Genomic DNA, 16,787 nt, shown 5'->3' on the forward strand with positions numbered 1-16,787 from the left:
TCACCCCATTGACGGTATTATTTGGGATAGATACTCTCTGGCTGCCTGGCTTGCTTCTGATACTGTGCCAGTAATCGTGCTTGCAGTCGTCTGAACGTTAATATCACCGTTCAGATCCACCTTAACATTATTCACGTTAGATACAGGCTGAGCACCTATCTTGTTGGTTTGAGCAAGAAACTGATTTGCGCCTATATCCATATTTGACACAAGTGGTTTATTGATTGAGTCCTGTAGCTTAGCAATCGACTGTGAAAAACCGCCGATAGAATTTAAAAATCCCGTTCCTTTTTGTTGATCGTTTGGCGCGTCAGACATATATTTTCTGACTCGTGGGATATAGTCACGTGTCTCTTTTGGCATCATATCCATACCATACTTCTGTACGTTTCCTATACCCCAATTGTAAGACGCGAGCGCCTTTTCAATGTCGCCATTGTGAGTTTTCAACATCTGGCTTAAATATTTGGCGGCTGCTTCCGCTGACTTATCAGGATTGAATACATCATCACTTGTCAGCCCAAAACTTCGCGCAGTGGAATCAATGAACTGAAACATCCCTTTTGCCGAACCGTACTTTGTCTGAGGACCAATCGCGTTAGGGTTCCCTGTTGATTCAGTCATCGCAACGCCGCGCAATAAACCCGGAGGTAAATTATAGCGCTTCTCCAGTGACGCAAAAGTACCCGCCATTGAGTCGAGAAATTCACCTCCCTTAGATGTTGATTTCCTGCTAGGCTCTGTGATAGTTCCATCATCATTCAGTATTAGTTCCCCTTTTAAAATCTTGGCCTTTAACTCGTCGATTTCAGGATCACCGGTAGGAATATCTAGAGTAGTTGGCGTGATGGAAGTTTTGTATGATTTTTTATATCTATTATCAACCCACTTACCACCAACCCATTTGGCATCCCCTTCACCTATTAGAGCCAACCCGGCAGATTTCCAGTCTGGAGCAGATCTGAATCTTTGAAACAAATCATATTTACCAAATGCCCAATTGAGGGCAGAATCTATATACTCCTCACTCTCATATGCCGCAGCTGCGGCCATACCAATGAACCCAGCCCTTCCTGCTACACCTAATTTTCCACCTTTCCCGCCTGGAATTTTTATATTTTTTGCGGCCTTAGATACTTCACCAAAAGTGCCTAAAATACTTTTCAGCCATTTAGTTCCCAAATATGTAGCAAAACCAGCAAATGCCACTTTCAGCATATCTATCTCACCATTTGTATCCTTAAACCAATTAGACAATGGAGAACTTTTGAACCATTCTCCTAATTGCTTAAGCCATCTAAGAACCATTTCTATGGTTTCAGACCACGAAGACCAATCGAAAAGTGACTTTCCGCCCTTCGCCCAGGTCTGGTAATCGTCATAAAGCAACAGGAACGCGGCAGCAAGAGCGAGGATCAAGCCTGTTGTGCCAAATAGAGGGGCAAAAGCCGCAAGCATCACTGCACCAACACGCCACAGAACGGGGATCAATGTTGCAGCCAAGAAAACTGACAGCGTTTTGAATATGTTGAGTGCCGTATCCCTGTGTTTATTCAGGTATTCAAAAAAACCTGTCACTTTTGCTGTGAGAGTGAGCAAGTGCGGGATCAGGTAATTGGCTACAATGGTTTTTAATCCCTCCCATTGTTGACCGAGTATTGAGTTTTGTTCCCGTAGCTTGCGGTTTAGTTCCAATTCTTCTTTCGTGGAGATAACAAGGTTTTTCTGTGCATCAAGTCTCTTCTGGATTGCATCACGCCCTTGCAATAAGGTGTTAATTGTTCCCTCATCAAAGCCCATGCTTTTTGCAATGTTATATGCCTGTGGTCTTTCCAACTTCGACAGACTATCAGCAACATCAATAAGAATATCATCAAGATTGCGGATCTTACCTGATGCATCGACTACACCGACACCAAGCGCATTGAAATATGGCAGAATAGATGCATCTCCCACTGTCACTAAATCCCACAATGATTTACTGAGACTTGTCATGCTGGCTGCCATGCCGTCAGCACTACCGCCTGACATTTCCGCGACATTCTGCCACTTTTTGATGGTATCCGCGCTCATTCCGAGATTTTTACTCAGGAAATTAAGCTGATCGTTAGACCGTGAAATATCGTTAACCAGCTTAGTTAAGCCCGTAGAAACGAATATCGCAGAAAATAAACCTGTTAATGCTTTAATGCCATTGTTGATGGATTGACTAAAATCATCAGATTTTTTAGTTGCACGTTTCAGGCTATCTGAGAATCCACCCATTGCGCCAGATGCGCCACCAGAGGATTTGCTAACATTATCGGCGGATTTGGCTAATTTATCATTGGATTTGATCGCTTTGCTTGAGTCACTTTCAAAGCTGCCGCCATCCAATTTCAATGAGACAAGTAAAGTATCAATTAGAGTTGCCATTTGCGATTTCTTCTATGAGACGTTTGTTGTATTCGCTCACCTGATGTATTTCAATCAGGTTCAGCGCATCTTCAAGGCTGTATATCGTTGAAAGCTCATGCAGCGTTGCATACCCTTTATTACCTGCCGAGATAACCTGATACACAACGCTGGAGACGTTCACAGTTTCAGCAAATACACCGTCTTTCAGTGGCAGCCCGGCTTTCAACTTTTCTAATCTGAGCCACCGCCTTGTGTTAAAAAATCGATGTGGATTGCGAGAGCCTCTTTTCGCAGAGTGAACATAGTTTTGATATCACTGATATCAGAGTTAAATTCGATACTACGAGCATTGCCCCCTGACGGGACGATTTGGGCGCACTCTAGCAACTCATCCAGTAGAGGAATGCCGACATCCGCCCGAATGCCCGACAGTGCTTTAATCGCAACCTGAGCCATGCCAAGCATCCCCATTTCGGGTTTGATATCACCAATATCAATACCACCATTTGCAATAGCAAACAGGGCACGCATAGCCCAGTTATCAGCCTGAACGATGGGCATTTCAGTGATGACAAACGTTTTACCCATGTCACGACCCGATTCGATAGTGATCGTCTTGGATTTTAGAGCCATTATGCGATTTCCTCAGCACCGTTAGTTACCACGTTGAAGTTGTAGCTCGTGCCATCCAGTAGCTTCTTGCCACTTGCACCACCTGTCATGCTAATTAATGCACCGGTACCAGAGTAACGTTTCCCGATTGACGGAATTTCAACAACGATATCGATAAAACGCGCTTCCATATTGGAGTTAAAATCTTTGCGAATATTTTCGAGGATCTGAGTAGATGAGCTGTTGGCTTCTAAGTGCAGCGTCCATTGCGTTTCATGCGGCGTGTAGCCGATTGACTGTTTACCATCCACTCCGATACGGGTTTCCCCGATATTGACCTCACCGAATTCCCACGCGTTGTTAGCTTGGAACCCCTGAATCGTGACGTAATCGTCATAAATCCCTTTACAGCGCAGCATCAACACTGCGTTAGCTGATGTAATGGTGCGTGGGTTATGTCCCATTGGCATAATGATTTACCTCTTACTGAACGTTGATTGATGGCAAGGTGACTTTCTGGACGCTTCCACCATCCGCATACCAGAATTTTAACGGCATGGATTTGCGCAATCCGCGAGTTTGTGCGGGAGTATCATCAATGAGCACACACCAGCCTTCGGTTTGAATCTGAGCCGCCGCATCGAAACCCGCCTCAACGTTAATCTGTTTCTTCTGCTGTTCAGACAGAACGACACCACGCTGAATAGCACCAAAATTCAGCATCTGGTCAATCGGATCTTTGATAGCTGCACGATGAATGGCTTTCCCCTGCGCGTTATACGGAATGCTCTTGAAACTGGTTAACATCGTCATCAATGCCAATTGCAACTGGCTATTCAGGAATACCTGATTAACGTAGCTGTCCATCCATTTGAACTTGCCGGAAATCGAACCCTGATTGACAAATACGAATCGATCATTTGCTGTGCCATAAGCACCGTAAAAGTTGAATCGCAACCGTAATAGCTCATCAGCCAGTGCTTTGTCGGTCACAGTCGGGGTTAACCCCTCTTGACGACGGAAAGCGAATGTTGCACGACCATTTAGCTCGTTAAAATTCAACGACGCAGCATAGGTACAGGCGAATGCGCCATGAGTATGGTCGCCGTACATTAGACATGTACCGCCAATTTCAGACTCAGCAATCGTGTTAGCGATCACCTCCAGCGCAACTTTATCTTTACTGTCCGAATACAGGACATGCACGTATTGGTCATTTTGCAGTGACACCCATCGAGATATAGCTAATTTTTCGTCTGAACTAAAATCACCAATAGCCATGATGGAAACGAAATTACTCACTGTCTTGGTAATGCGTGGCATCAATTCATCAATAGTGTCAGCATTGAGTCCGTCGTTTTTCTGTGCACCAGTTTCCTCTGTTAGTCCCATGTATTCAGCCAGGTCGCCAGCCCCCAATCCGATAGTACCCGCCGATCCTTTTGTTGCCCCTTCAATTGTGAAAGTACGACTCGCAGTGTCATATTTGCATACACCAGACTTCGCTAGTGAAGCAGATACCGCCTCAGCTAATGCTGAATAGCTTTTAATATCGGCAGGGGTAATGGTGATAACCACGCGCTTACCGTCGATATCCAATGCAAAGCCTTGCGGTATATAGGAAAAATCAGTCCGCAACGCAACCTTCCCCCCCACCAGCTTCGCCGCCTGTGCGGTCGTCATCATTGATGCAATATAAAGCGTTTCGGGTCTGGTTGTTGAACCAACGAAACCGGTAAAATAAACCTGAGTGGCCTCATGCTCTTTGGACTTGGTACCAAAGATTTCGGCGACCTGTTCGGCAGAGCCGAAAGCCTTAACACCTAACATTGCCGGGGGTGTCTGCTTTGTGACAAATACAGCGTTCAGTGCCAACGGGTTTCCGCCAGTGCCAACAACACCGGGTAAGACGCTGACAATGTCACTCGCCGGAATAGTATTCATACGTATTCACCTTAAATAGAATTGATATCAATAGAGAATGAATCAGAATTGTCGATTGAGTAGGTTGTTTCAGGGTTGTATTGCAGTTTGATTTCAAGCATGACGCGGTTTTCATATTGGCTGGCCTCATTAACCAATACATTTTTCTTGGGTTGTTCACTGTAAAGTGGCTGGCATTTTTTCAGCCGTTCAGTGGTGTAACTTGACTGCCAAAGATTCGCCATCACCCGCGCTCGTGAATCCGCGTCCACGCCGTAAAAATCTATCTGTATCGTCAGTTCTACGGAGCGTTGCGCGGTGATTTCTGACGATCCGTGATGGTAATAATTGGCGGTATAATCAAGGTCACGCTCAAACAATGCGTGCATCACAATGCCGTTTTTAGGTATTGGGACACCATTTTGATAACCCTGAGCAACATCACATTTGAATAATTCAATGAGATATTTTCGTAAGTCGATGAATATATCTCTATGAGTTACCGCTATTGTCGCCATAACAACACCTTAACCCACGTGGGATACGACTCAATAACTTGGGTCACATTCCATTCTGACACTTCATCTTCGCCATAAGCAGCAAATCGCATCTTGTCAGAGCCTTTGTCCTTAGCCCTGCGCAACGCTGATATTTGCCCTCTGGCATAAGCATAGATGAACTGGCCCTGTTGATTAATGACGCCCAGATGTTCTAAATCCTGTGTATTCAGGCTTTGTAACTGAACAGTAATTTCATGCTCTGTGTAATCAGGGATTTGCTCACCCGCTTCATCAATGGCGTAACCGTTGTTTACAACCAGGATGGCGTTAATGTTGGGGTTAACGCTGACAATTAACCCGTTAGCAATACCTCTGACATCAATCATCATTCACCTCATAACTGAATGAACGCGACAGTTGCGCAGTTTCTACTAGTGGTTTATTAAAGCCCTTTTTCGCTACAGTTAATGGGCTATTCGGTGGTGCCGTCCATGACAAAACAGATGCCTGTAATTCATCAACGATAACTCCTCCGAGTGCTGACATTGCCTGTTTTGCATTACCGTTATAATGTTTGATGCCTCTTGCTAAAACTCCAGACCATTCATGGTTACCATTGGCGATCACTGTTCTAAAAAATGGCCTTGGCGGTATGCTTGCTTCAGGAGCACCATATTCATTGATATAGCCCGCCGTAGCGACTGGTGTTCCATCGGGATAAGTAGCTGACTCAAAAATACCAGCCCTTAATTCAAGGTTGCTGTTATTCAGATATTTCATCAGCGCTTCTTCAAGCTTTGACATATCACCTCCTAACATGTATTGGCATCTGACCGATCACATAGAGGAATGATCGATAACGGGCGGTCAATTGCCAGTATTTCGCCCCATATGGTGTTTGGATGTACCATTTCTCGGCGTCCTTGGTCGTGCCGTAATCCAGAGATATAGACACACTACCCTCACTGGCGTTTGCCGCTCTGCCAACCGAGTTATTGCCCACGGCCACATTGTTTTCCAGTATTGCTATATGGGCCATGAGTAGGTAAAGAAGCGTTTCCCGTTCTTTCAGATTCTTAACACAGCTATGCTCGGTGTTATTCAGGATCATACAGGCTTCCACAAAATACATTTCCAGTTGCGCATCGGTCGCAGTGATATTGGGATAGAGTTCGCGCCACTTCGCAATATTGAGTTCAACAATGTTGCTCATGCTAGTCTCCCTTTAGTCCGCTTTCTCAACTTCTTTCACCTGATCTGGTTGGATGCGTTCAGTCCCGGATTTCGCTTTTTGCTTTTCTTTGGCTTCTGCCTTAGTGCTTGCCCCTTGTTCATGGGCAAAAATAAGGCCGTTTGTCACCAAGTCACGGTCTTTGTTCTCTTCTAGCCATACCCCCCAAAGTTCAGCGTCAACGCCATGAGTCAAGCCAAATCCGGTTTCGTCAATAAATCCTTTGGCAGGCCCATTAACAGCAATACGCTGTTCGCCAACATCTAAGTACAAACCGTTAGCCAATTTGCACGCGATAACTACAGTAGACATATTTCACCTTTAGAATAAAAACCGCCCAAAAGGCGGCTGTATTGAATGGAAATGAGGCTTAGGAAACCAGCATCGAAGCGATAAACTGAGGTCGGTAAACCACTGCACCAAACGAACCCTGAGAGCGTTTCTGCTTCCAAGAAGAAGACTCCTGAATCATTGGATGCACACGCATCTTTTCAGTGAAGCCTAAGTCCAGTGTTTTCTGTCCTTCGTATTCCTCAACGACCAATCTGACCAACTCCCCTGCATTTGTAGTCATCTCAGGAATACTGGTGATTTTCATGTTAGGGAAGTTTTTACTCAACTGATCTGAAACGCTGACGTTATACTGGTTAGTTTTTGTTAACTGAACTTCCATTTCTGGCGAAAGAGTCATCGTCATTGGGGTATTACGATCAATCAGTCCACCAGTTTGCTTGACTAACTGCTGGAACAACTTACGAATCGACTCGTAAACTCCGCCTCCATCAAGTTTTTCCCATGCCCCAGAGGTGATATTAGGTAATAAACCAGGATCATTGAGATAACCATAGTTTTCCAAACCAGCTACACCGTAGAGATAGGTTTTATTCTGGAATTTGTTCAGAGTCAGCACGGCTGCGCGTTGTTTTGCCGATGCCCAATCCAACTTAGCGGCTCCCGCCATTTCCATTTCACGCTCACCCACACGGACAAAAGTTTGATAGTGGTACGGCTGACGCGTAGGCCAGTTGACGTTTACGCCAGTTAAACCATTGTTATTGTAGTCACCATAGGTGGATGTTTCACCTGTTGATTCAACTACGGGGAACGCAGCGGTTTGGGTTGTCCAGTCGCCCCGTTTCACCTCTTGAAATGCCTCCGCCATACGCATTGGCGTAACCAGTACCTCAATGACTTTTGGATCAACGAATGTGGTAAATAGTGACAAAATGCCTGCGTTTGGCGTTGTCACCAGTGCGCTATCCATTGCCATGTGGCGAAGCTGGTTAGTCAGTTCCTGCATCTGATAACCTGTGTTAAATACGACACCTGCGCGTCTTTCTAATGCACTTAAATTCAATGGCATAATTTTTCCTTACAGAGAACTGGACATTTTTGTCAAACCGCTTGGGACAGTCTTCGCAACACGATACTTAGTTGCTTCAACTGCCTTATCCTCAGGATCAATAGCATCAACGGCTTTAGCCTCACCAGTATTCACGTCAGCAACAATAAACTGGCCGAGTTTTCCACCAGCCGCCAGTACAACGAGATAATCACCGCCAGTCATCAACGTAACTTCACGCCCTTTGGGGATTTTCATTGATGCTTCGGCACCGTACTGATCGACAATCGCCTGGTTGTTACGATGAACAAAGCCCAGAACACCGCCAGTGACCTTCTTATTTGATACAATCCCTTTATCGTCAGCCCACGCAAATAACCCGACCGTTACACCATCAGTGCCGGATTTAAGCCGCCCCTCTCCTGCCACCATTGAAAAATGTGGGTTAGCTGATGCGAAATCACCAGCAACACCCAATGGTAGGTCATTATTCATTGTTCTTTGGAAACCGCTCATATTTTCTCCTTAGCCGAAACGGGCCGTTAATGGATCATCAGCGAATGAATCGTAATCCATTGCTACATTGGGTTTGGTTGCCGATGCCTGATTACTCAGCAACATGCCAACCATTGATTTGTAAGCGCTAGGGTGTACACCGCTAACATCTACCCCTTTCTGTTTCAACGCTGCTGCATAGACATCTTCTGCACTATCCATTGCCACAATACCGATCAGTGGCTTAACGTCCTCACGTGCTTGAAATAAGGCAGTCACACGCTCAACCGCACGCTGTTCTATCATTGCTGCGTCCATAGCTGGCTTCTTATCCTCTTCCTTGGCCTTCTTGTCTTTGTCATTTTCTTCATCACTTGCCCCCTCTGGTTTTTTCCCGCCTTCTGGTGGCTCAGGTGCGGTATCTTTTGCACCTTCTGGCTTTTCATTAGAGGTTGTTTTCTCGACGTTTTCCATCACCTCATCAACAACCCCTCTCAGCCCTTCATCAGATAAATCTGAGTCCATAGCCAAGCGAATTTTCTCGGCAATTTTTGTCAGTGCCCCTTTCTTTAATTTCATCTCTTTCTCCAAATCAACCGTTTTATGGTCTGAAATAATTGCGTCTGGCCCAATCCTGCCTTTCTCCACCAGCGCCACATGATTTGCGCGAATATCACGCATCACGCCATCATATTTAACCCCCTGATACTCCCCAGGAGTCATGTCAGGAACGTAGGCATAGGCCGAAGAAAGCTCCTGCATTTTCCCGCTCTCAATTAACTCGATAGCATATTCATCCCACACACCCAAGTCGCCGTAGAGCCTGCCATCCTCAAAGGTGATGTCAGAACCTATTGCGCCTACAGTGTCTTCTTTCTTGGGATCGGATGCGTTGACGGGGATATGTCGGATAAGTAGCTGTTTCTTGCTAAATGTACTTGCTGCTTTCTCCAGTTCGTATGAGTCACGCAACATGTGATATACCCGTTCTGGGTCGAGTCCGAGCTTTTCATAACCCGGTATTTCTTTTCCCCGATATGTATTAACAGCCGCCTTTGATAGAACGGTACGTTCAACAATAAGATGCCCGTTACCGTCTTTACTACGCATTGATCTATCAAATGCGAGTTTGTCAGTCATTGGCTCACCTCTTAGATTTGGACGTAAAAAAACCGCAGTTAAGCGGGATAAATAGTTGCTTTCATCCCAAATTGGGACTAGTATAACTTTATGAAAATCATCTCAGTCAGTACATTAAAACAGTTCTGGGAAACGTATCCCGATGCTGAACAACAGTTAAAAGCGTGGGTTGACGAGGCAAAGAAAGCAACTTGGAAAACCCCTGCTGAAATTAAAACCCAGTACCGTAACGCAAGTATTCTAAAAAACAATCGCGTGGTATTTAACATTAAAGGGAACAGCTACCGCCTGATAGTTTCTATTGTTTATCCCATCGGCTGGGTGTACGTAAAATTCATTGGCACACATAAACAATACGATACTGTAGATGCCAATACCGTAGAACCGGAGTAAAAATGAACATTAAACCTATTCGTACCGAACAAGACTATCAAGCAGCGTTAAAGGCTATTTCGCCACTTTTCGATAATCAGCCTGAAATCGGAACACCTGAATTTGATTACATGGAAGTGATGGTCCTTCTCATTGAAGCTTATGAAGCAGAACACTATCACATAGACCCGCCCGATCCGATTGAAGCTATAAAATTCAGAATGGAACAATCTGGATTGACAGCAAAAGACTTGGTACCAGCAATTGGCAAAGTAAATCGCGTGTATGAAATACTTAATCGCAAACGTAGCCTCACTCTACCTATGGTATGGAATTTACATAAAATGTTCGGAATACCAGCGGAAAGCTTAATAAAACCGGCAAAACATGCTTAATTTTTCTAAATAACCCGCCATTAGAGCGGGTTATCTTTTGGTAATTTGCTGTTTTATAAATACAATTATTAAAAATTAAGTCACTTCTAACTAACTCGTCCGTATTTGGCTGTAAGCTGCTTGTCGTACTTTAAGACAAACGCTTTGACATTTGCGCTTATTTTATTAGTATCTCCACCTTTGCCATTTTTGATATTATCCTTGCATTCATCGACACTTTTTGCACACCACTGACTCATGATATTTTCATTTGACATGTACAGAGAGTATATAAATGCATTTTCAATGTTAGTGGCTTTGCGGACAAAAGCATCATAAGAAACACAATCAGTAAATAATGGCTCATCCATATCACCAGCACCAGCGCCAACACAAACCATGTCTACTTTGCCGTTTTTCTTCAAACCATAAACATAATCATCATTTTTATCTGCGTACAACGAGACTATGCTGAGCGTATCCCAAATGTTTGCAGAATCCCCTGATACATTCACAACAGCATGCTCATCAGAATAATCAGTACCTACACTATTAATGGTGCCAGTTATTCTTATTTTTTTTCCTGTATACTTTTTGCTTGCTGAGAGAAGGTTGCTCTCGTAATCAGCATAAATTTCAGTTCCAGTAAACGTCCCCATAACGTTGGATCTATCTAATATGTCCCCATCACCTGATAACCCTTCGAACATCATTTTCATATAGTTGTTATAGGCTATATTATTTTTAGGGGCGGGCAAACCAAACTCATCTACCTGTTGTCCTCGTGACACCTGGCTCGATTTTGTGTCCTCTTTGCCGCTTCCCGCTGCAATCTGCCTATATAGTTCCGCAGATCTCTTATACCAATTCAGTAAACATTCTTTTGTATCGCAGTTATTCTCACGCAGTTTCCAATTCTGTTTAACCAATGCTTTAAAGTCATCACTATTACCAGTGACAACTTTCGCTTGCAGATAATCGACATACAGAACATCATCAGCTTGGGATAATGCCGGGGTTGAGCAGATTAACTTTTCAGCCTTACTAGTAGCTTTTGCGCAATCAAAGCTCGCAGAATTAGCAGTAGCAGATACTAGAAATAAAGCGATAACAATTTTCTTTAACATACTTTGCCCTCAATCACGCTTCATATGTTTTAACTCAGCGATAATACTGTCCTGCTTCTCAACTATTTCTTTCAGCATTGCTATTTGCTGTTCTGTTTTTGACGCTTTCTTTACAATAAACCACGCTATAGCGAACAAAAACACATACGAAACGATGGTAATTATTGTTAAATAGGGCATTCCTGCTTCCATGTTAAACCTCACTGAATAAATTAAACTGGCTCAATTATAGGTCAATTGCTCAAACAAAATACAGCAAAATCAAAACGGCAGTATCGACTTACTGCCACATTTGCACCGAATCTTTTGTCCTGGCAATATCCACTCACCCTCTATATACATACCCTTTTCAACGTCAAATTCTTTGCCATGTGCTGCCAGATGTGATGGTCTAGGCTGCTTCCCTGCGTGTGAGTGAATCCAGATGGCTTTTTTAATTCCCAGCTCTTTACGCCTCGCTTGTTCAATAACCGCATGGGCTTTTCCCGCCTGATCGGTCGCAATAAATTCAGCCCTATTTCGCGTGACATGGAAATCATGCTGTAGGTTTTCTGTCAGTGAAGCAAGATCATAACCACCAGTTACAGTCTGCCAGACATGCATTTGAACTTTACTCAAATACTCAGTGCCAATTGATTTAATTAGACCAACATTTTCTCCCATTACCGCCCTGAGCGCATTGAGTGTCTGCTCGTTGTTTTGCATCCGAACAGTAAACCCTCGTTTCCGTAGCAAGTTAGCCAGCCGAATATCGTAATTATTCACGGTCTTATCAACAAACAATTTAGCAATGTCCTGAGATAATATATCCAGCTTCTTATTCCATTTGTCGAGCATGTAATCAACAACATGGGCTATCCAGTCTGAGATGCCATCATTTGCCAGTTCTGCCCGCGCCTTATTCCTGAACTCACGCACCAGAGCAGCATCAACATCACTCCTCATCTCTTTGGTGATATCCATGAGAGCATGATAATAGTCACCCTCAATGATAATACTCGGCTTGATTTCTGGCATGACATTACGACCGGGCTGTATCGGCCTTAGCATCGGTTTCTTCACCATAATCTGGAACTCCGAACGGTGATGGTATTATTTTATCTGGGTCGATAAACCTGAATGGGTTTTCTTCGTCTGATGAAATAACTTGCCGAACCTCTTCACCATCCACCACACCAGCCTGATAGTAAACTACCGCAGTTTCGGCCTTAGTTTTCTCTGTTGTCGCTCTCTGCTCATCCGTCAGTTGATGCAGCGAATTGAACTCAAAATAGAGACTATCATCGATATCACAGAACAAATGGAGCTGAATCAGTTTCAAGATGATCGTCATCTGCGGCAGTAAATGAGCGCTCTGTAATGATGCTATATAGTCGTTATAGACACGTATTTCACCCTCACTACTGGCATTCAGTCCATTAGGGGTTAAACCCAATAGTTTGACTAACGGTGTGTGGCTGGGTGCCGCCATCTGTTCTTGTGCTTGTCTCTGTAATGAGTCAAGTCCAGAGAGCGGCGTGTTGAACTGGAAGAACTCTTCATTCTCTTTATCCAACAACATCAAATTACGATTGTCTTTGTAGAGAGAGAACATAGCCGCTCTAAGCTTGATATCAGCGCCATCTTCGCCATTTAAAATGCCCTGCATGTTAGTCGCCAGCCCAGTCATAGAAAATGAGTGTATTAGTTCACTGATTGAGTCTGTTGTTCTCTGCCAGCGCTCTACGTAGGGCTTCATGAGCTGCAACATACTTACACCGCTGAAATTGTACGCAGGTTTTAGAATGTCAGACACAGGCCGCATTATCAGTGTCATCAACCTGTCAGCATGAACCTCTTTACCCAACACGAACCATTGAGATGGCTTAAAAAAATCATCTGCCATCGGGTCATGAGCGTTATACAGACTTGGAGTTGACCAAATAGGTTCTATCAGATTGAATCCTCTGAGGCAGCCTTCCTTTATACCTGTTGGACTGATTACTAGTGGTAACTTAGTTTTATCCTCATGCTCCTTAATATCGATAAACAACTGAGAACGACCAAATATCATTTCATTCTCAATATGTTTACGCATCAGGTCACGAACCTTGAGCCGCTCCATCTCCGCAGTAATAGCAGCGATTTTATCTGTTTTATCTTCACCTTCATTGATTTTCCCGCTGCTGCGTGCCTTAACTTTACCCCATTCGCGGGTCATCTCTTTGGCTGTCGTCTCAGGTACGCTTCGGTAATCACTTGACTGAGACATAACGGCAAGAGCAGGGTAGCCCAGAAATCCAGAATAGAACTGCGGGTCAGCATTGACGTAATCATAAACACCATTGCATGATACTGAGTCCATCGCTACAGGCGCTTGCTTGCCTTTGGGTACCACTGAGGGGTGGATCTTAGGTGGTTCTATTTTGACAGATTGCTTAGCGTTATTGCTGTCATTCATGAGGTTCAGCAATGCTTTTTCATAGGCTTTCGATTGTTCTAATTTAGCTTGAGCCTGCTCTGTCTTAGCTTTTTCAATAGCCAGCTCCCGCTCAATCAACTCCAATTCTAACTCTAACAGACGTTGCTTTTTACCAGATTTAAACCATTTCATTTAGATACCCATTAGAGCGTTAGGACTGATGCGCATACCAGAGTTGATATTTGCAAATGACATAATGAATGCGTCAGCAATGTTAGGTGACTTGATGTCACGCTTCGCAAGGTCTTTTTTTCCCTCTACTTTTACTCGACCATTGTTATCAAAATCACGTTTAGGTATAGCTAACTCGAATTTCAATTTTTCAAGGTATGGAATATCAGAAGAAATACTGATTAATTCATCATCTCTAAACTTCTCAGGTTCTACCCCATTCTTGATGGCATTAACCACTACATAGGTATTTCTGAATCGATCTGCCACCGTCCACCACGCCTGAGCTTTCAGGTTAGAAAAGAAGTCCTTATTCTTAACCTTGGGTTGATAATATTGCTCAGGCTTCATCACCGCTGAGCCAGCATTAAATTTGTGATAACCGATGCTTGATTTGTGCTCTTTGTTAAGTTCCTTGAATTTACCACCAGCGCTAGCCCCCACACCGATACTGTCATAGAAAATCTCAGCATCACGTACTCTTGCAGCCTGGTAAGTTCGAGAACAACTTTTCAATAACTCATCTTCCTTGCCTTTCCATTCATCGCACCATAATGCTACCGAGCCATGAGAAAACACCGTAGCGCACCTATCATCACCGTCATCGGCAACGTCGAACCCGATACGTTTACGCCCGCTTGGCTCAAATCCAATGAGTTTATGCGCATCAATAGCCGCCTCCACCCATGATAATTTAATGACCGCTGTATCGTCGTCGCTTCTGGGCACACCGAGATAAATATGGTTAAACGTCTCAGGATCACGCAGCTTTGCAGCTTCAATAACACCTTTGATGGTGTTACTTAGGAATGGGTTTTCATCATAATTAATACGGCGAACTATCGTTTTAGGTGGTGGGTTAACAACGAAATTCCGCCACACAAAATCAGTCACAAGGCCGGGATTGAATATAAACCAGCACTCGGATCCTTCCTTTCGAATTGTTGGCTCTAATATCTCCCATTGCGCCTCAGTCATTGCATGAGCTTCTTCGTTCCACAGTACATCAACACCTTCCAATGACTTGATTTCATCAATGTGTCGCCACAGCCCATAAAACATGAACTCACTACCAGTGACCTTATTGATAATCTTATTGTTGAGAATTCTGAATCTGTGACGGAGGTTAAAACGGTTTATTTGGATCTTTAAGAGAGCGTACACCGATTCTTCTATTTTTTCTTGTATTTGCCTAGTGCATAAAAAACGTAACTTATAATTATCTGCGAGGAATATGGCGAATCCAGCAGCGTCCCAAGACTTAGATGATGTTCTACCACCATATAAGATCTTATTCCTCGCTTGTGTCGTCCAAAATGGCCTGAGTGCTGGATTCAGACTTGGCTTTTCCAATGTCTGCATAAAAATCATTTAACCCTGTTGGAGTCATTGAGCCATCAGAAGAACTTAAATCAATCTCCTGTTTATCGCGCCAATTCCTACCTTGCCTGTTCTTAAGCCAGAAGATTGCGGCTGTTGTATCGGGGGGATAATGCTTTTCAAGTGGCGTTTCGACTATCTGGTCATTAATAACCCTGATATCAACATCAGGCGCTACATATCCCATAGCCCGTAAATAAAGACGTTCTGCCACATTTCCATCAGCTACTTGTTTTCCCTTTTTTATGGACTCCGAAAATCCAGGATAATCAATCTTCCATTTGTTTATAGTTGATTCACTGACTTCAAAGAAATCAGCTAATTCAGCGTCTGTATATCCTAACAAGCACAGTTTACGTGCTTGCTCAGCATACGCCTCCTGATACTTGGTTGGACGTCCCATCTCTTTCCCTTAAATAAAAAGGCCGCACTGGGCGACCGGATTGAATTTATGCCTGCTTTGTTAACCCACTCAGGCGGCGCGGGCTTCCTGCTTTCCACAGTCAAGAAAAATTGATATTTTGGTCAGCCCACAGTCAAACTAAGGAATAACAAAAATGGCAAGATACATGGTCAGAGTTGAACTATATGGCGCTGAAGGCAATGAATATGAAACTCTCCACGAAGGCATGGGATCCATCGGATTGTACAAAACAATATTAGGTGATAATAATAGAGCACTGCAATTACCACAAGGAACGTATCAAGGAAAATCTAACCTTAGTGCGAAAGAATTATGTTCCAGAATAAACAGGGTTGCATCTCCACTATCAAAGGGAAGTCCATCTATCATTGCTTGTGCTTTGACTGGTGACTGGGAAGCCTGGTTATCATTTGCTAGATGACGAACCAGTTCTTCCGTATTCGATTTTAGGCTCTTCACTCTCCAAGGCCACAAACGCTTTCCTTACATTGTGGCCTAGAAATCTAATCACATTAGGATCTAAACCAAGTTCATGTTGGTATTCCATCCTCAACATATCTGCTAATACTTCACGTGCTGCCTGTTGTGACTCGATTGTTAAATCTTCAAATTTCATATTAAATCCTCTCTGAACCCTTTCCAACACGGAAACAGTTGTAATCAGAACTTTATGCTAAAAAGTCGGTATCTGCTCGCTGGGCGCCCATAAAGAAATCACTACTATCGAGCACTCTGTCAGCAGAATGCTCTGAATGAGTTACTTTGACGGCTTGACCGAGCTGTATTTACTCGCCCACGCTTTAGCAATATGCAGACAGTCATCGTACATCTTGCCCTT

Annotated in this window: 23 protein-coding genes; 3 read left to right on the forward strand and 20 right to left on the reverse strand. The window is 43.8% G+C overall.

Annotated features, from left to right (window positions below; genetic code table 11):
- From ACGF5R_RS10565 to ACGF5R_RS10625, 13 genes are read right to left on the reverse strand one after another with little or no spacing between them, the layout of a single operon-like run.
- Entirely contained in the window at positions 1 to 2,415 is a 2,415-nt protein-coding gene (locus ACGF5R_RS10565) for a transglycosylase SLT domain-containing protein (RefSeq protein ID WP_387690771.1), read from the reverse strand.
- A complete protein-coding gene (locus ACGF5R_RS10570) occupies positions 2,399 to 2,623 on the reverse strand; it encodes a hypothetical protein (RefSeq protein WP_387690773.1) in 225 nt (74 codons plus the stop codon). The genes ACGF5R_RS10565 and ACGF5R_RS10570 overlap by 17 nt, the downstream gene beginning before the upstream one ends.
- A gap of 5 nt (positions 2,624 to 2,628) precedes the next feature.
- Complete coding sequence (locus ACGF5R_RS10575) at positions 2,629 to 3,030, reverse strand: hypothetical protein (RefSeq protein WP_387690775.1); 402 nt, start codon at positions 3,028 to 3,030, stop codon at positions 2,629 to 2,631.
- Complete coding sequence (locus ACGF5R_RS10580; protein WP_387690777.1) at positions 3,030 to 3,479, reverse strand: phage tail fiber protein; 450 nt, start codon at positions 3,477 to 3,479, stop codon at positions 3,030 to 3,032. Before ACGF5R_RS10580 ends, ACGF5R_RS10575 begins: the two co-directional genes overlap by 1 nt.
- 13 nt (positions 3,480 to 3,492) lie before the next feature.
- Positions 3,493 to 4,953, reverse strand: coding sequence for a DUF3383 domain-containing protein (locus ACGF5R_RS10585; protein WP_387690779.1), 1,461 nt, complete (start codon positions 4,951 to 4,953; stop codon positions 3,493 to 3,495).
- A gap of 11 nt (positions 4,954 to 4,964) precedes the next feature.
- Complete coding sequence (locus ACGF5R_RS10590; RefSeq protein WP_387690781.1) at positions 4,965 to 5,450, reverse strand: LIC_12616 family protein; 486 nt, start codon at positions 5,448 to 5,450, stop codon at positions 4,965 to 4,967.
- Complete coding sequence (locus tag ACGF5R_RS10595; protein WP_387690783.1) at positions 5,438 to 5,818, reverse strand: hypothetical protein; 381 nt, start codon at positions 5,816 to 5,818, stop codon at positions 5,438 to 5,440. The genes ACGF5R_RS10590 and ACGF5R_RS10595 overlap by 13 nt, the downstream gene beginning before the upstream one ends.
- Positions 5,811 to 6,236 carry a hypothetical protein gene (locus ACGF5R_RS10600; RefSeq protein WP_387690785.1) on the reverse strand — a complete coding sequence of 142 codons (426 nt, stop codon included), beginning with the start codon at positions 6,234 to 6,236 and terminating at the stop codon, positions 5,811 to 5,813. The genes ACGF5R_RS10595 and ACGF5R_RS10600 overlap by 8 nt, the downstream gene beginning before the upstream one ends.
- 1 nt (position 6,237) lies before the next feature.
- A complete protein-coding gene (locus ACGF5R_RS10605; RefSeq protein ID WP_387690787.1) occupies positions 6,238 to 6,645 on the reverse strand; it encodes a DUF4054 domain-containing protein in 408 nt (135 codons plus the stop codon).
- A 12-nt stretch (positions 6,646 to 6,657) separates the two neighbouring features.
- Entirely contained in the window at positions 6,658 to 6,975 is a 318-nt protein-coding gene (locus ACGF5R_RS10610; RefSeq protein WP_387690789.1) for a hypothetical protein, read from the reverse strand.
- A gap of 58 nt (positions 6,976 to 7,033) precedes the next feature.
- On the reverse strand, positions 7,034 to 8,026 hold the full coding sequence (locus tag ACGF5R_RS10615) for a DUF2184 domain-containing protein (protein ID WP_387690790.1): 993 nt from the start codon (positions 8,024 to 8,026) through the stop codon (positions 7,034 to 7,036).
- 9 nt (positions 8,027 to 8,035) lie between these two features.
- On the reverse strand, positions 8,036 to 8,521 hold the full coding sequence (locus tag ACGF5R_RS10620; protein ID WP_387690792.1) for a hypothetical protein: 486 nt from the start codon (positions 8,519 to 8,521) through the stop codon (positions 8,036 to 8,038).
- A gap of 9 nt (positions 8,522 to 8,530) precedes the next feature.
- Positions 8,531 to 9,640 (reverse strand): DUF2213 domain-containing protein, encoded by a 1,110-nt coding sequence (locus tag ACGF5R_RS10625; RefSeq protein WP_387690794.1) that lies wholly within the window; start codon positions 9,638 to 9,640, stop codon positions 8,531 to 8,533.
- 90 nt (positions 9,641 to 9,730) lie between these two features.
- On the opposite strand from ACGF5R_RS10625, the gene ACGF5R_RS10630 reads away from it, so the two are divergent.
- The gene (locus ACGF5R_RS10630) at positions 9,731 to 10,033 is read left to right on the forward strand and encodes a type II toxin-antitoxin system HigB family toxin (RefSeq protein ID WP_036847750.1); all 303 of its coding nucleotides are present in this window, start codon (positions 9,731 to 9,733) and stop codon (positions 10,031 to 10,033) included.
- Positions 10,034 to 10,035: 2 nt separating this feature from the next.
- On the forward strand, positions 10,036 to 10,407 hold the full coding sequence (locus ACGF5R_RS10635; protein WP_387690796.1) for a type II toxin-antitoxin system HigA family antitoxin: 372 nt from the start codon (positions 10,036 to 10,038) through the stop codon (positions 10,405 to 10,407).
- Between the two features lie 86 nt (positions 10,408 to 10,493).
- Here ACGF5R_RS10635 and ACGF5R_RS10640 read toward each other — a convergent pair whose 3' ends face one another.
- From ACGF5R_RS10640 to ACGF5R_RS10665, 6 genes are all read right to left on the reverse strand, one after another.
- Positions 10,494 to 11,513, reverse strand: a complete 1,020-nt coding sequence (locus tag ACGF5R_RS10640) for a hypothetical protein (protein WP_387690798.1) — start codon at positions 11,511 to 11,513, stop codon at positions 10,494 to 10,496.
- 9 nt (positions 11,514 to 11,522) lie between these two features.
- Positions 11,523 to 11,705, reverse strand: coding sequence for a YebO family protein (locus ACGF5R_RS10645; RefSeq protein ID WP_387690800.1), 183 nt, complete (start codon positions 11,703 to 11,705; stop codon positions 11,523 to 11,525).
- 69 nt (positions 11,706 to 11,774) lie between these two features.
- Entirely contained in the window at positions 11,775 to 12,578 is an 804-nt protein-coding gene (locus tag ACGF5R_RS10650; RefSeq protein ID WP_387690802.1) for a phage minor head protein, read from the reverse strand.
- Positions 12,535 to 14,106, reverse strand: a complete 1,572-nt coding sequence (locus tag ACGF5R_RS10655; RefSeq protein WP_387690804.1) for a DUF1073 domain-containing protein — start codon at positions 14,104 to 14,106, stop codon at positions 12,535 to 12,537. The genes ACGF5R_RS10650 and ACGF5R_RS10655 overlap by 44 nt, the downstream gene beginning before the upstream one ends.
- Positions 14,107 to 15,507: a PBSX family phage terminase large subunit gene (locus ACGF5R_RS10660; protein WP_387690806.1), complete on the reverse strand. Its 1,401-nt coding sequence runs from the start codon at positions 15,505 to 15,507 to the stop codon at positions 14,107 to 14,109.
- A complete protein-coding gene (locus tag ACGF5R_RS10665; RefSeq protein WP_387690807.1) occupies positions 15,437 to 15,928 on the reverse strand; it encodes a helix-turn-helix domain-containing protein in 492 nt (163 codons plus the stop codon). The genes ACGF5R_RS10660 and ACGF5R_RS10665 overlap by 71 nt, the downstream gene beginning before the upstream one ends.
- 154 nt (positions 15,929 to 16,082) lie before the next feature.
- On the opposite strand from ACGF5R_RS10665, the gene ACGF5R_RS10670 reads away from it, so the two are divergent.
- Entirely contained in the window at positions 16,083 to 16,370 is a 288-nt protein-coding gene (locus ACGF5R_RS10670; RefSeq protein WP_387690809.1) for a DUF2622 domain-containing protein, read from the forward strand.
- Here the strand turns inward: ACGF5R_RS10670 and ACGF5R_RS10675 are convergent.
- A complete protein-coding gene (locus ACGF5R_RS10675; RefSeq protein ID WP_112879489.1) occupies positions 16,356 to 16,565 on the reverse strand; it encodes a hypothetical protein in 210 nt (69 codons plus the stop codon). The two genes, ACGF5R_RS10670 and ACGF5R_RS10675, sit on opposite strands and share 15 nt — an antisense overlap.
- Positions 16,566 to 16,787 lie beyond the last annotated feature (222 nt).

This window comes from Photorhabdus sp. RM71S, assembly GCF_042879355.1.
GTDB classification, from domain to species: Bacteria; Pseudomonadota; Gammaproteobacteria; order Enterobacterales; family Enterobacteriaceae; genus Photorhabdus; species Photorhabdus kayaii.

Bases quoted from the DNA above. Each gene is read 5' to 3' on its own strand.
- ACGF5R_RS10620 (WP_387690792.1), bottom strand. From the start codon at position 8,521: ATGAGCGGTTTCCAAAGAACAATGAATAATGACCTACCATTGGGTGTT.
- ACGF5R_RS10655 (WP_387690804.1), bottom strand. From the start codon at position 14,106: ATGAAATGGTTTAAATCTGGTAAAAAGCAACGTCTGTTAGAGTTAGAA.
- ACGF5R_RS10610 (WP_387690789.1), bottom strand. From the start codon at position 6,975: ATGTCTACTGTAGTTATCGCGTGCAAATTGGCTAACGGTTTGTACTTA.
- ACGF5R_RS10580 (WP_387690777.1), bottom strand. From the start codon at position 3,479: ATGCCAATGGGACATAACCCACGCACCATTACATCAGCTAACGCAGTG.
- ACGF5R_RS10645 (WP_387690800.1), bottom strand. From the start codon at position 11,705: ATGGAAGCAGGAATGCCCTATTTAACAATAATTACCATCGTTTCGTAT.
- ACGF5R_RS10615 (WP_387690790.1), bottom strand. From the start codon at position 8,026: ATGCCATTGAATTTAAGTGCATTAGAAAGACGCGCAGGTGTCGTATTT.
- ACGF5R_RS10585 (WP_387690779.1), bottom strand. From the start codon at position 4,953: ATGAATACTATTCCGGCGAGTGACATTGTCAGCGTCTTACCCGGTGTT.
- ACGF5R_RS10575 (WP_387690775.1), bottom strand. From the start codon at position 3,030: ATGGCTCTAAAATCCAAGACGATCACTATCGAATCGGGTCGTGACATG.
- ACGF5R_RS10675 (WP_112879489.1), bottom strand. From the start codon at position 16,565: ATGAAATTTGAAGATTTAACAATCGAGTCACAACAGGCAGCACGTGAA.
- ACGF5R_RS10565 (WP_387690771.1), bottom strand. From the start codon at position 2,415: ATGGCAACTCTAATTGATACTTTACTTGTCTCATTGAAATTGGATGGC.
- ACGF5R_RS10650 (WP_387690802.1), bottom strand. From the start codon at position 12,578: ATGGTGAAGAAACCGATGCTAAGGCCGATACAGCCCGGTCGTAATGTC.
- ACGF5R_RS10605 (WP_387690787.1), bottom strand. From the start codon at position 6,645: ATGAGCAACATTGTTGAACTCAATATTGCGAAGTGGCGCGAACTCTAT.
- ACGF5R_RS10630 (WP_036847750.1), top strand. From the start codon at position 9,731: ATGAAAATCATCTCAGTCAGTACATTAAAACAGTTCTGGGAAACGTAT.
- ACGF5R_RS10665 (WP_387690807.1), bottom strand. From the start codon at position 15,928: ATGGGACGTCCAACCAAGTATCAGGAGGCGTATGCTGAGCAAGCACGT.
- ACGF5R_RS10590 (WP_387690781.1), bottom strand. From the start codon at position 5,450: ATGGCGACAATAGCGGTAACTCATAGAGATATATTCATCGACTTACGA.
- ACGF5R_RS10670 (WP_387690809.1), top strand. From the start codon at position 16,083: ATGGCAAGATACATGGTCAGAGTTGAACTATATGGCGCTGAAGGCAAT.
- ACGF5R_RS10625 (WP_387690794.1), bottom strand. From the start codon at position 9,640: ATGACTGACAAACTCGCATTTGATAGATCAATGCGTAGTAAAGACGGT.
- ACGF5R_RS10600 (WP_387690785.1), bottom strand. From the start codon at position 6,236: ATGTCAAAGCTTGAAGAAGCGCTGATGAAATATCTGAATAACAGCAAC.
- ACGF5R_RS10595 (WP_387690783.1), bottom strand. From the start codon at position 5,818: ATGATTGATGTCAGAGGTATTGCTAACGGGTTAATTGTCAGCGTTAAC.
- ACGF5R_RS10635 (WP_387690796.1), top strand. From the start codon at position 10,036: ATGAACATTAAACCTATTCGTACCGAACAAGACTATCAAGCAGCGTTA.
- ACGF5R_RS10640 (WP_387690798.1), bottom strand. From the start codon at position 11,513: ATGTTAAAGAAAATTGTTATCGCTTTATTTCTAGTATCTGCTACTGCT.
- ACGF5R_RS10660 (WP_387690806.1), bottom strand. From the start codon at position 15,507: ATGCAGACATTGGAAAAGCCAAGTCTGAATCCAGCACTCAGGCCATTT.